General features: G+C 69.3%; 10 protein-coding genes. 5 read left to right on the top strand and 5 right to left on the bottom strand.

The annotated features are described in order from the left end of the window. Positions 1 to 34: 34 nt before the first annotated feature. Both ACH442_RS12385 and purE read left to right on the top strand, forming a co-directional pair. Positions 35 to 1,177 (top strand): 5-(carboxyamino)imidazole ribonucleotide synthase, encoded by a 1,143-nt coding sequence (locus ACH442_RS12385; RefSeq protein ID WP_396338027.1) that lies wholly within the window; start codon positions 35 to 37, stop codon positions 1,175 to 1,177. Beyond that, a complete protein-coding gene (purE, locus tag ACH442_RS12380) occupies positions 1,177 to 1,674 on the top strand; it encodes a 5-(carboxyamino)imidazole ribonucleotide mutase (RefSeq protein ID WP_396338134.1) in 498 nt (165 codons plus the stop codon). Before ACH442_RS12385 ends, purE begins: the two co-directional genes overlap by 1 nt. Positions 1,675 to 1,902: 228 nt before the next feature. Here the strand turns inward: purE and ACH442_RS12375 are convergent, their stop codons facing one another. From ACH442_RS12375 to sigK, 5 genes are all read right to left on the bottom strand, one after another. Beyond that, on the bottom strand, positions 1,903 to 3,705 hold the full coding sequence (locus ACH442_RS12375) for a GAF domain-containing SpoIIE family protein phosphatase (protein WP_396338026.1): 1,803 nt from the start codon (positions 3,703 to 3,705) through the stop codon (positions 1,903 to 1,905). A 389-nt stretch (positions 3,706 to 4,094) separates the two neighbouring features. Continuing rightward, positions 4,095 to 5,594: a molybdopterin-dependent oxidoreductase gene (locus tag ACH442_RS12370; RefSeq protein ID WP_396338025.1), complete on the bottom strand. Its 1,500-nt coding sequence runs from the start codon at positions 5,592 to 5,594 to the stop codon at positions 4,095 to 4,097. Further along, positions 5,594 to 6,244, bottom strand: coding sequence for a fasciclin domain-containing protein (locus ACH442_RS12365; protein ID WP_396338024.1), 651 nt, complete (start codon positions 6,242 to 6,244; stop codon positions 5,594 to 5,596). The genes ACH442_RS12370 and ACH442_RS12365 overlap by 1 nt, the downstream gene beginning before the upstream one ends. A gap of 70 nt (positions 6,245 to 6,314) precedes the next feature. Beyond that, the gene (locus tag ACH442_RS12360) at positions 6,315 to 7,040 is read right to left on the bottom strand and encodes an anti-sigma factor (protein ID WP_396338023.1); all 726 of its coding nucleotides are present in this window, start codon (positions 7,038 to 7,040) and stop codon (positions 6,315 to 6,317) included. Continuing rightward, positions 7,037 to 7,657, bottom strand: coding sequence for an ECF RNA polymerase sigma factor SigK (sigK, locus tag ACH442_RS12355; protein ID WP_396338022.1), 621 nt, complete (start codon positions 7,655 to 7,657; stop codon positions 7,037 to 7,039). The genes ACH442_RS12360 and sigK overlap by 4 nt, the downstream gene beginning before the upstream one ends. A 552-nt stretch (positions 7,658 to 8,209) precedes the next feature. Here sigK and ACH442_RS12350 point away from each other — a divergent pair. The 3 genes from ACH442_RS12350 to ACH442_RS12340 are packed head-to-tail and all read left to right on the top strand — an operon-like array spanning position 8,210 to position 12,014. Beyond that, the gene (locus tag ACH442_RS12350) at positions 8,210 to 8,551 is read left to right on the top strand and encodes a hypothetical protein (RefSeq protein WP_396338021.1); all 342 of its coding nucleotides are present in this window, start codon (positions 8,210 to 8,212) and stop codon (positions 8,549 to 8,551) included. Then, the gene (locus tag ACH442_RS12345; protein WP_396338020.1) at positions 8,530 to 9,276 is read left to right on the top strand and encodes an SDR family NAD(P)-dependent oxidoreductase; all 747 of its coding nucleotides are present in this window, start codon (positions 8,530 to 8,532) and stop codon (positions 9,274 to 9,276) included. Before ACH442_RS12350 ends, ACH442_RS12345 begins: the two co-directional genes overlap by 22 nt. A 41-nt stretch (positions 9,277 to 9,317) precedes the next feature. Beyond that, positions 9,318 to 12,014, top strand: coding sequence for a hypothetical protein (locus tag ACH442_RS12340; RefSeq protein WP_396338019.1), 2,697 nt, complete (start codon positions 9,318 to 9,320; stop codon positions 12,012 to 12,014). Positions 12,015 to 12,431 lie beyond the last annotated feature (417 nt).

Here is a 12,431-nt window from a genome sequence, read left to right as displayed (position 1 = left end):
GTCGGGGAAAAGGCGTCGCTAGGCTGGGCGGGCGATGGATACCAGAACCGGTCTGCCCGTAGTCGGCATGGTGGGCGGAGGCCAGCTGGCCCGGATGACCCACCAGGCCGCGATCTCCCTCGGCCAGTCACTGCGCGTGCTCAGTGAGAAGCCTGACGACTCCGCCGCGCTGGTCGCGGCCGACGTCCCGATCGGGTCGCACACCGACCTCGCCGCACTGCGCGAGTTCGCGAAGGGGTGCGATGCCGTCACGTTCGACCACGAGCACGTGCCGACCGAGCACATCAACGCCCTCGAAGCCGAGGGCGTGAAGATCTTCCCGGGGTCGAAAGCGCTGGTCTTCGCGCAGGACAAGGGCAGGATGCGGGAGCGTCTGGCCGAGCTCGGCGCCCCGGTGCCGCGGTGGGCGCGGGTCAGCACGGCCGACGAGATCGAAGCTTTCGCGGGCGGCTCCTGGCCGGTCGTGGCGAAAGCGACCCGCGGCGGCTACGACGGGCGCGGCGTCTGGATGGTCGGCTCCCGCGAGGCCGCCGAGGATCTGGTCTCGACCGGCATCCCGCTGATCGTCGAGGAGAAGGTGCCGCTGCGCCGCGAGCTGGCGGCGCTGGTCGCGCGGTCGCCGTTCGGGCAGGTCGCGGCGTACCCGGTGGTCGAGACCGTGCAGAGGGACGGCATCTGCGTCGAGGTGATCGCGCCGGCTCCCGGCCTGGCCGACGACGTCGCGCTCCGCGCCCAGCAGCTCGCCATCGACCTCGCCACCGAGCTGGGCGTGGTCGGCCTGCTCGCGGTCGAGCTGTTCGAGACCGACGCCGGCATCGTTGTGAACGAGCTGGCGATGCGCCCGCACAACTCCGGCCACTGGACCATCGAGGGCGCGCGGACGTCGCAGTTCGAGCAGCACCTGCGCGCTGTCCTGGACTACCCGATGGGTTCCACCGCGCTGGCCGCGCCGGTCGTCGTGATGGCGAACGTGCTGGGTGGCGAGCCGGGCGGCATCTCCATCGACGAGCGTCTGCACCACCTGTTCGCCGAGATCCCGGACGCGCGCGTGCACCTCTACGGCAAGCAGGTCCGCCCCGGCCGCAAGATCGGACACGTGACCGTGCTCGGTGACTCGCTGGAAGAGGTGCGCGCCCGGGCCGGCCGGGCCGCCAAGTGGCTTCAGGAAGGTGAATGATGGCACCCGTCGTCGGCATCATCATGGGCAGCGACTCGGACTGGCCGACGATGGAGGCGGCCGCTGAGGCACTCGCCGAGTTCGAGGTGCCGTTCGAGGTCGGTGTCGTCTCCGCCCACCGGACCGTCCGCAAAATGGTGGACTACGCCGAGTCCGCGGCCGGCCGCGGCATCCAGGCGATCATCGCGGGCGCCGGCGGCGCGGCCCACCTGCCGGGCATGGTCGCGGCGCTCACCCCGCTGCCGGTGATCGGCGTCCCGGTGCCGCTCAAGCACCTCGACGGCATGGACTCGCTGCTCTCCATCGTGCAGATGCCGGCCGGTGTCCCGGTCGCCACCGTCTCGATCGGCGGCGCGCGCAACGCCGGCCTGCTCGCCGTGCGCATCCTCGGCGCGTCCGACCCGGCGATCCGGCGGAAGATGTCGGACTTCCAGACCGGCCTGGAGAAGCTGGTCGGGGAGAAGGACGCGGCGCTGCGCGCCAAACTCCTGGGCTGATCCGGTCGCCGCCGGCTCCGCTCCGGCCGGGCTTCGACTGCTTTCCGGTACGTCGTGAGCCGGGTCCCGTGGCACGGCCACGCGAGGCCCGGCCCCACTCCGGCATGCGAGATGCGACTCCCGCATCGCGTGGGCTCACCGAGCGCTGGTGCCTCGGCGACCGGCCCGCCGCCGGGCATCGCGTGAGCCTTCGCTGGTCACCACGGGCGATGAGCGGTGGCCGGAACCTCATGCGCCCGCTGGAACACGACCGTCCCCGGCGTCGGGGATCCGCAGGGCGAGCAGGGCGATGTCGTCCTCGTGGTCCTGGCCGGCGAACCGGGCCAGGGTCGCGGTGAGCAGATCCGGCAGCGTCGCTTGCGCCAGGCCGCTCAGCATCTCGCGCAGCTGCTGCTTGCGGTCGTCGATCACATCGGTGCGGGTCTCGACCAGCCCGTCGGTGTACATCAGCACGGTCGCGCCCGGCGGCAGGATCCGGCTGTGATCGGTGCGCGGGCTGTGCCGCCGTACGCCGAGCATGATGTCCCGCCCGGCGAGCGTGCTGACCGTGCCGTCGGTCTCGATCAGCAGCGGCGCCGGGTGACCGGCGTTGGCCCATTGCAGCCGGTATCCGGCCGTGTCCCGGAGCACGTAGGCGAGCACGGCGGTGGTCATCGTCCGGTCGTGGAGGATCTCCATCGCGTTGTCCAGCCGGCGCAGCAGAGCCGACGGGGGTTCGTGCCGGTCGGCCAGGTAGGCGCGCAGCATGCTGCGCAGCTGACCCATCCGGGCGGCGGCGCGCATGTCGTGCCCGGCCACGTCGCCGACGACCAGAGCCAGGTGGTCGGCGTCCAGGCGTACGGCGTCGTACCAGTCACCGCCGACGTCCTCGCCCCGGGCCGCCGGGGCGTAACGGGCGGCCAGCTCGAACGGCGCGACCTCGGGCAGGTCGCTGAGCATCGCCTGCTGCAGCAGGGTGGCCACCTGTTCGCGGGAGTACAGGTACTCGGCGCGCTGCAATGCCTGAGCGACGTAGCCGGCCAGCGCCGCGAGGACTGTCTGTTCGCCGTCGTCGGCGGTGTGCGGCAGCCTCCACGCGAGGGTCAGCGCCCCGATCGGGCCGTCCGTGCCGGGCAGTGGCACGCTCGCGGCGGCCTGCCAGCCCATCTCGGCGAAGGCCGGCGCCGCGTCGGACGCCAGATCGTCGACCGCGGTCAGGTCGGGCAGGACGACCGGCCGCCCGGACCGGATCGCCAGCGCCGACGGCGATCGGGCGCTCTGCGAATAATCGGCCCAGCGCTCGGCGATCGGCGCGGGCAGCAGCGAACCGGACATGAGGTTGATCCGCCCGGCCACGTCGATCAGCGAGACACCGACGTAGTCAGGATCCAGGGTTCCGGTCAGCAGCTCCTGGACGGCGTTCAGGACGTCGCTGACCGTGGTGGTCCGGGCCAGGGTCACGCTGGCCCGCAGCAGGAGCCCGCTGCGAACGGCCGTTGCGGCGGCGGCGAGTTCCCGATCACGGGCCGCGCTCTCCCGGCGGCCGGCGGCGTGAGTGGCGATGCGCAGACGAAGGCTGTCCGAACAGGCGGCGGCCAGGTCGGACAGCAGACCGAGTTCGTTCTCGGTCCACTGCCGCGGCCGGGTATCGATCGCGCACAGCGACCCGAGGATGTTGCCGTCGGCGTCGGTCAACGGCATCCCGGCGTAACCGACCACTGACAGATCGGTGATGGCCGGATTGCCGGAGACTCGCGGGTCGAGGCGAGCGTCGGTGACGACGAGCGGCCGGCCACCGGTCACGACGTGCCGGCAGAACGAGTGGGACAGCGGCGTCTGACGCTCACCCATCCATGGCTCGGCCAGCCCACGGGCGCCGGGGAACACCTGCCGGGACTCCTTGACCAGCGACACCAGCGCGACCGGGACGTCGAGCACCTTGCGCACCATCTCGGCGAACCGGTCGAACATCGGGTCGGGGGCGGCGGTCAAGCCGGTGCGGGCGAGCGCGTTCAGCCGGGCCGGATCGTGCGGTGCGTCCTCGTCGCTCACCGGGCGGCCGTGCCGTCGGACCCGGAGAGGAACGAGACGCGAAGCCGGCGCGGCGCACGCCGACAGACAGGAACGTGCTGCGCAGCTGCCGGCACCGAGGGTCCTCTCCCGGGGGATCACCACTAGCGTTCCTGGCCTGCGGCCGCACGGCAAGTCCCGGGCCCCCACGGCGACAGTACCGGCCCGATCCGGCCGCCGGTCGCCGGGTGTCACGCGGCGACGACGCCGGTTCAGGCAGGGTGGGCCGGCCCCCAGCGGCTTCCCGGCCGGCCGCGCGGTGCCGGTGTCCGTCATGGTCAGCTCAGCCGGCGGGGCGGCCGGCGCCAGGACATATTCGGAGCCGGCCGGGGCCCGGATCGGTCACGACGCCTCGGCGCCATCACCTTCGCTCAGCTCACGGTGACGCTGATCGTGTGCCAGCCGGTCGCGCCGTCCGGGAACGGGGTCGCGCGGGTTCCCGGCTGCACGGCACCGCTGCGGTCGGTGGCGCGCACGGCGAGCGAGTGCGGCCCGGCGGTCGCCTTCCAGCTGAACCGCCACTGCGTCCACGTGTCGATCGATGCCGTGGGCAGCAGCTCCGCCTTCACCCATGGCCCGCCGTCGACGCTGATCTCGACGGCGGCGATGCCGCGCCGCTGGGCCCACGCGACGCCGGCCACGGTCACCGTTCCCGCCTCGAGGCGGGCGAACGGTTTCGGCTTGTCGATGCGCGACGCGGTCTTGACCGTGCCCTGCTGCCCCCAGCCGCGCTCGACCCAGTAGGCGTCGAAGCGATCAAAAGTGGTCAGCTCCAGTTCCGTCACCCACTTGCAGGCGCCTGCGTAGCCGTACAGCCCGGGGGTCAGCATGCGCACCGGAAAACCGTGCTCCAGCGGCAACGGTTCCCCGTTCATCCCGACCGCGAGCATCGTGTCCCGGCCGTCGAGCGCGGTGGCGACCGGTGTCCCGATGGTCATTCCCTCGACCGAACGGGCCACGATCTGGTCGGCGCCGGACTGCACACCGGCCTCCTTCAACAGCGCCGCGAGCGGCACGCCGAGCCACCGCGCGGTGCCGATGTAGGGGCCGCCCACCTCGTTGGACACGCAGTTGAGGGTGATGTCGCGTTCGATCATCGGCCGGCGCAGCAGATCCGCGAACGACAACTCGATCTCCCGGTCGACCATCCCGTGGATCCTCAGCCGCCAGCTCGACGGATCGACGCGGGGCACGGTCAGGGCGGTGTCGACGCGGTAGAAGTTCGCGTTCGGTGTGGTGAAGTCCGCTGCGATCCCGTTCGGCAGCGGCGTCGCCGGATCGGCCGCCGCGGGAAGCCGGATCGCCTCCCGGGACTTGCCGGCCGCAGTTTCGCGCTGACCGGAAACGGCCAGACCCGCGACCTCTGCCACCCCGGCGCCGGCCGCCAGCAGCGACAGGCGAAGAACCAGCCGACGATCAACCCCATTTTCCCGTACGTCGTCAGCAGCGTTCCGCGGTTCGCGCAGCAGCCACCACAGCGCCAGCCCGGCCAGCGCCGCCCCGAACACGGCCGGGACCGCGTCCAGCACGGTCCCGGCCGGCCGGGCCAGTGCGGCGGCCGCCCCCACCGCACCGAGCACTCCCGCGCCGACCGGTATCGCGGCCCGCCACCTCGCCGCCGCGATACCGGTGGCCGCGGCGAGCAGGACCAGCACGGCGCCGATCACGCTGAGCAGCACCGGCTTGTCGTGGGTGCCCAACTCCCGTACGGCAAATTCTTTGATCGGGGTAGGGGTGGCATCGATCACCGCGCCGCCCACCGCCACCAGGGGACCCGAACCGGGCCGGACGGCGGCCGCGAGCAGTTCCGCGGCCGCGATCCCGGCGCCCGCCGCGACGATCCCGCTGATCGCCCCGCGCAGCCGGCTCATCAGCTCTTCGGCATCAGGACGGAGTCGATGATGTACACGTTCGCATTGGCCGTCTGCACGTTGCCGCAGATCACCGACGCGCTGTCCGCGCCGACCTTGAAGTCCTCGCCGCTGCCGGTCACCGTCAGGTCGTCGCCCTGCAGCGTCTTGTGGGTGCCGGCCAGGTCCGCCGGGGTCAGCTTCCCGGGCACCACGTGGTAGGTGAGGATGCTGGTCAGCGTCTTCTTGTCAGCCAGGACCTTGTCCAGGTCCGCCTTCGGGATCTTCGCGAACGCGTCGTTGGTCGGCGCGAACACGGTCACCCCGTCGGCCGAGTTCAGCGAGTCGACCAGGCCGGCCTTCTTCACCGCGGTGACCAGCGTGGACAGCAGCGGGTTGCCGGACGCGGCAGTGGCCACCGGCACCTTGCCCATCGCCTCGAAACTGCCGGCGTCGGCCGGGTCGGTCGGCACCGCCGCACACCCCGGGCCGAAGTTCACCATGTCGGTGGCCCCCATGCTCGGGGCCATGCTGGGCGCCGCCGAGGTCATCGTCGGCGCCGCAGCCGTCGTCCCGCCACTGCTGCTGTCGTCGGAGTCACTGCCACAGGCGGACAGGGAAATCGCGAAGACGGTCGCGGCGGCCAGGGCAGTCAGCTTCGTTGCACGCATCGTTTTGCTCCTCTTTATCGGCACTTACACCGATGATTCGGAGCCGGTCCGGCCGCGGATTGGTCGAATCTCAGATTGTTTTCACGCCGGCCACCATCAGCGTCGGCGTGGGCGATCCGCCGGGCCGCTCCACCGACACACCAACCGCGGAAGCCGACGACATCCCGGCGACCACCTTCACCACCGACGTCTGGCCGACCGCGAGCACCCCCTCCGACACCGGCCCGCCGGCCCGCACCGTCCACAGCTGGAACACCCGCCCGTCCGAGGGCGCGGCGTCCGCGGACATCAGGATCACCCCCGAGTCACGCAGCCGGGAGTACGCCAGCGTGACCTTGCCGCCGCTGCTCAACGCCTGGTCGTGAAGCACCACATCCGGGGCGTTGAGGATGCTCTGCACCTGGGCCTCGCGGACGCGAGCCGCCTCGGCGACGGTGCGTTCATCGCGTACGCGCTGCTCCTGAACAGCGAAGACACCGGTGCCCGCGCCGATGGCGGCGACCACCGCGGCGGCCGCGGCGATCCACCGCGAGCGGTAAGCGCGCCGGGGCCGGCGCGAAACCTCCACCGGAACCTGGCGCGTCGTCGCGACCGCGGCCAGGACGCTGTCACGCAGCCGCGGCGGCGGCACCGACCAGGCGCCGTCGGCCAGCCGGGCCGCGGCCTCCCGCAACTCGGCCGCCTCGATCCGGCACGCGTCGCACTCACGCAGATGGCGGTCGACCGCGACCCGTTCGAGATCGTCCACCGCATCCAGCACATACGCGCCGACCAGCGAGTGAATGTCCGCGGTCATGCCGTCACCTCCACACCCAAGCAGTCCCGCAACCGGATCAGCCCGTCGCGCATCCGCGTCTTCACCGTGCCCAGCGGCGTCTTCAACAACTCCGCGACCTGCGGATACGAATGCCCCTGGTAGTACGCCATCGTGACCACCTGCCGCTGCAGCTCGGTCAGATCGTCCAGACAGTGACGCACCTGCTGACGCTCCAGCCGCCCGGACACCTCATCGGCCACCTCGTCGTACGGCGTGTCCAGCGACGCCGCCCCGGCCCGGACGGTCCGCTCGGCGGCCGCCTGCTCGGCGCGGACCCGATCGACCGCCCGGCGATGGGCGATCGTGAACACCCACGAGGTCGCCGACCCGGCGGCCCGGTCGAACCGGGCCGCAGTGCGCCACACCTCGACCAGCACCTCCTGGGCGACCTCCTCGGCCTGCGCCGGATCGCGCAGCACCCGCCGGATCAGCCCGTACACCCGGGGTGCGACCAGGTCGTACAGCCGGGCGAACGCCTGCTCGTCGCCGCGGCCGACCGCCCGCAGCAGTTCGTCCGCGCCGGTCGGCCCCGCCGGTCCCGGGCCGGGCACCGGAGTCAGATGCTCCACCCGGCGGATCGTGCCGCGCTCAGCCATCAAAGAACCATCCCTAGCTCGCGCTCGATGCTCACGCGATGATTCGGAGCCGAGGCCCGCGCGGATGGGTCCGGCCAGCAGAGGTCTCCCACCGCCGGGACGAGAAACAGGGCCGGCGAAGCCGGAGCCGGAGCCGAAGCCGCGGGAGCGGGTGGGTGCTCGTGTCCACCAAGCGGAAGGTGACCCGCCGCCGGGACAATGACCCGGTCCGGATCTACGCCGATGGACGCGTCAGCTACTGGACCGGCGGCAAACCGGCGAAGGAGATCGCAAACAGGAGCACTGCGGAACCCGGGAGAAAGCCGAAGAGCGAGCCGAAGAGTTACGTGCACGCCTCCAGGAGAGGACCAAGGAAGGCGCGTCGCGGACGGAGGTGGCCCTGGACGAGCTGGCGTAGGCCGCCCGCGCCACATTATGGAAGGAAGACGCTCCGGAGGGAACATTTCGGCGGAAGCTGACCGCCTGACCCTCCGCGGGATTGAACTGTGGCATCGACATTCGTGTACTCCCGGTAGAGTGCTGACTTCGCACCCACGAGGGAAGGGCGCGCCGATGCAACCCGGACGGCTGAGGGTCGATGTCGAGGCCCTGCGCGAAACCGGAACAGAGGTCACGGGTCCCGCAGGCATCCCGCGGGACGCCGTGAAGACTGCGGGCTTCGGGTTCGCCCCTGCAACCCAGCCGGGTTCGGCGGCGGTCACTGCCGCGCAAGCGGCGGAGACGGTGTGGCTTGCCGATCTGCGCGTGCTGACCGACCAGGTGGCGGCATTCGGCATCAGTCTGAACGCGGCGGTGCGCAACTATCAGACGAATGACCGGGCCAGTGCTGATGAGCTGCGGCGCGGCGTTTTGAGGACGACCAGGAGGTCACAATGCCGGAGGGCGACCGCATAGCGCTGGTGACAGGCGCCGGTGGAGACATCGGAAAAGCCCTTTGTCGGCGGCTGCAGTCCGCCGGTCTCGCCGTTGTCGGCTGGGACATCGCCTCGCCGCCGGACGACATTGATCTACTTGACTGGCAGGTGGTCGACCTCTCTGGCGACGAAGTCCCGACGGATGCCGCTGAGCGGCTCGTGACAGCGGGCCGACTCAAAGCGATCTTCCACGTGGTTGGAGGCTCCGACGTCGAGGAGTTGTCCACGAAGGACCTGGCTAAGGTTCCGTTGAGCGCACTGCGTCGATCGGTCGGGCTCAACCTCTTCTCCGCGTTCTCCGTTATTCAGGCGACCGTTGACCAGCTTCGCGAAGCGGACGGGGACCGGTCGTACACGCTGGTTTCGTCGACCAACGCGTACGGCGGCTACCGCGCACCGGGCTACTCGGCGGCGAAGGCTGCCTTGCATGGATTAGTGCAGGCTCTGGCCGCTCCTCTGGGAGCTGATGGAATCCGTATCAACGCCGTAGCTCTGGGCACTACCGAAACAGAGAACTATCGGCGCATTGCCCGTGAACTCGGCAGGGAGGCGAACTTCAGCCGGATTGGCGCAAAGATTCCCCGTGGCCGCGTACTCAGCCCGGATGAGGCAGCGAGTGCTCTCGTGGCGGTCGGGCTGGACAACCCAGCGGTGACCGGAACCATCACCATCGCAGACGCCGCGCAAAGCCTCGTCCGGCCCTGACGGCGTCGAGCATGCGCCGATGGCCTGCGATACGGATCAGATTGACCGATGCTTGGGCGTCACTTTTTGAGTTGTCACAGCAACTTACCGTTCGACTGCTCATCGTGTTGGCGGTCGGCCTGCTCGTAGGTCTCGGATCGTTATCGGCAGCTATGACCGGCGGCTGGCTCTCACTGGGTGCTGATCTCGCTGTCAACGTCGCAGCCTCGGCTGTTGTAGCCGGCACGGCCGTCGCCGGATTTCTGCTCAGCACTCGGCGTCGTGCGCTGCGCCGCATGCTCGCCCTTCGACGAGCTGATTTAGCCGCGGCAGGGGAGCGGAACGCCGATCTACGAAGCCACCAACACGCACAAGCTGTTGCCATCGCGGCGCAGATCCGCGACCGGCGCTCGCAAGGGGTGGTCCTCGTAGAGGCCGCACCGGATGGCTCTCGAGGCGCGTTTTTGCAAGGACTCTCTGCTGTGATGGCCGACCGCCAGATGGTTGGCGTAATAGTGGGAGAAGACGATCTTCAAGGTCAGAGTCTCGTCGAAGCTGTGACAGGGGCCGTGCGTAGAACTGTGCAGGCAGCAGGGGTTGAGGACGCTCCGCTGGGTCGCACTGTCGAGGACCTGGCCGGTCGAAGGCAGGTCGTCGCACTGATCGAGGGACTTGATGGCCCAGATCAGCCGGTCAGCATGCAGTTCTCCGGATCGTCCATGGCCGACCGGCTGGAGACGCTCACGCTCACCGGGATACCGATCGTTGCATTGCTGGAGCCGGGCTCGACTCCGTCGAAATGGCACCACATTCGAGTAAGGCTGCCTATGGCGGGGCCGGAGGCCGTGCTCACCTTTGCGGGTCTGCCGCCACATCTCCCACCTGACTGGGTTGCAGCCCGGGCCCGGCTGGGTGCTGCACGTCGTCTAGCCGGATCACTGCAACTTCGTGGCCTCGACATCCGGACCGTCGGCGACGCCGTACGCGTCCGGCGGCAGGAACGTAACGATACGATCGCCGCCACCACCCTCGACCAGGTCGGTACCGAACTAAGTGACAACGGGCCGACGGCGTTCGCCACACAGCGGCTCTGGGACATCGGTTTCCTCAGAACACCATCACGCAGCCTCCGCCGAAAGCAGTCTCCGGCGGCCGCCGCGTTGGAGCGGTTAGGGCGACATCTTCTGACTTATGAGCGCAAACAGGTGGCGCTTGCCGTGTTGCTTGCCGAAAACGGTGCCGAGGTCAGCAAGATGATCACGGGGTTGGCGGAGCTGGAGCACTTGGTCATCGTCGAGCGGATACACCAGGGCGGTGAGGTCCTGATCCGGTTCGCCGAGCCGTTGGTACGAGAATTCGTGGTCGGCGTATGTGTGGTGCGTGCCCGGCTTCCATTCGCACATGCCGCGCGTCGCGGTTCGCCCGCGCTCGTCGGTGAGGTTGTCGGCCGAATGCTGGACAGCCATCGGCGTGATCGCACCTGGCAGAACGTACTTGAGCAGACAGCCAATGACGGCTTACTGACATGCGCCTCCGAGGCAGCCTCCGTGCTCTCCCGTCTTACTGCCATGATGAGACCGGACCTACCTGCAGCCTGGCTGGCGAAGGCGTGGGATGCCGCTGACGATCGGGAACGGGCGACGTTCGTTCGTCGGCTGCCTGCGAGGATCCATGACGATCACGTGCGGTACCTCTGGCGCCGGTTGGTCCCACCACTCTTCGTACGAACACCTCACCAAGTGCGTCGTACGATCGCTCGACACCTCGGCGCAGCCGGCGACCAAGCCTGGGACTGTCTCGGCTCCGACTGGAGAAAGCTAATCGAGCACGGGCGAGATGGCGGACTGGCCTGGCACCAGCGGCACACCTCGACGTGGAAAGCGTACGGCTCGGCGTTGGCATCGCTGGGCTGGTTGCTACCAGCGGTTGCGCTGACCAGTGGGAGCCCTGAGGCGTGCCGTCTACTCGAACGCCTGACGGGCCTGGCGGTGCCAGGCGGGGGCCCGGAGACAACGCCAGAGCCGGACATCGGTATCGAGATCTCTTTGGCCGAGGGCACGAAGGACATGGCGTACTTGGCCCTCGTCCGGGACGAGCCCTTACCTGACGTCCTAGTCCGGCAACTCCTCGTCCTCATCTCGGAAAGCCGTTCCTGGGTCTCGCAGATCCTGGGTTTGCAGGCCCTCGTTCTCGCGGCCGCCGTGGAAAACGTTCTTATCGGCGCCGTGGTTTCCTGCTGCCGGACGGTCGGCAGACGGTCGGCGCACCCGCTCATCCTGCGGTACATCGACCTTGTCCTCCGAACGCTCGACGAGCCTGACTTAAGGCTCAACAACGTGGTACATCGGATTGTTTGGCCTGATGACACAGAGGCCCTGGCGGGTGCCGGCGGTAACCTGGCGCCTGAGGCATTGGAGGTCCTTGCGAGCGCAACGATCGTTCTCAATCTCGTAGAGGCACGAATCCGACGAGGCGGGGACCGGATCAGTGCCCAGACGGCTCGCGTGAAGGCGCTGGTGGAAAACGATGTACCGGGATGTCTCAGCAGCCCGCTGCTCGCCCGGGCCTTCGGCCGGGCGCCCTGCGCGTGCGGGCTCGGCCTCTGCGACGGTGTCAGGGGAGGGGCGGTCAGGCCGATGTCTTCAGCCTTCGCCTATCGCTGTCTGTGTGATGAGGATGTGACAAAAGCGGCCGGATATCGGCAAGGCCGCGCACTCACACTGCACCTCGAACGCATCGCTCGACATGAGTATGGGTAGGTATCACCAGGCCTTGCCCATGCCCTGCCCTCAAGAACAATGATTTTGGATGGGATGTGGTGTGCTTCGCCCTTGGAAACAGAGTGATGCGGTGTGGGGCACCGTCAGGATCTCCACCGTCGGTTCGCTTAGCCTGCTGGGGCGGCCGCCGCCGAACCCATCACGCCTGGTTCACGGGCTGCTCACTCAAGGTGCTGGCTTCCGGCAGATCGCCCGCCGTCTCGGCTGGTCACGCCGGACGGTATCGGAGTATGCCCACGCCGCCACCTGGCAGGAACCGATCGTCGGACAGAAGAACATGGCCAGGCCTGGTCGACCGGTTCAAGAACTATCCGGCGCGGCGCGTCGGCGAAGGGTGTCTCAAGGGTGGCACAGCCGTCACACCGGACGTGCCACGCCGTGCCGTCGGATGCCGGC

The sequence above is a fragment of the Actinoplanes sp. NPDC020271 genome, assembly GCF_044388125.1.
Classification (GTDB): Bacteria; Actinomycetota; Actinomycetes; order Mycobacteriales; family Micromonosporaceae; genus Actinoplanes.
Note: the sequence above shows the minus strand (reverse complement) of the source record. Positions and strands in the feature narration are given on the sequence as shown.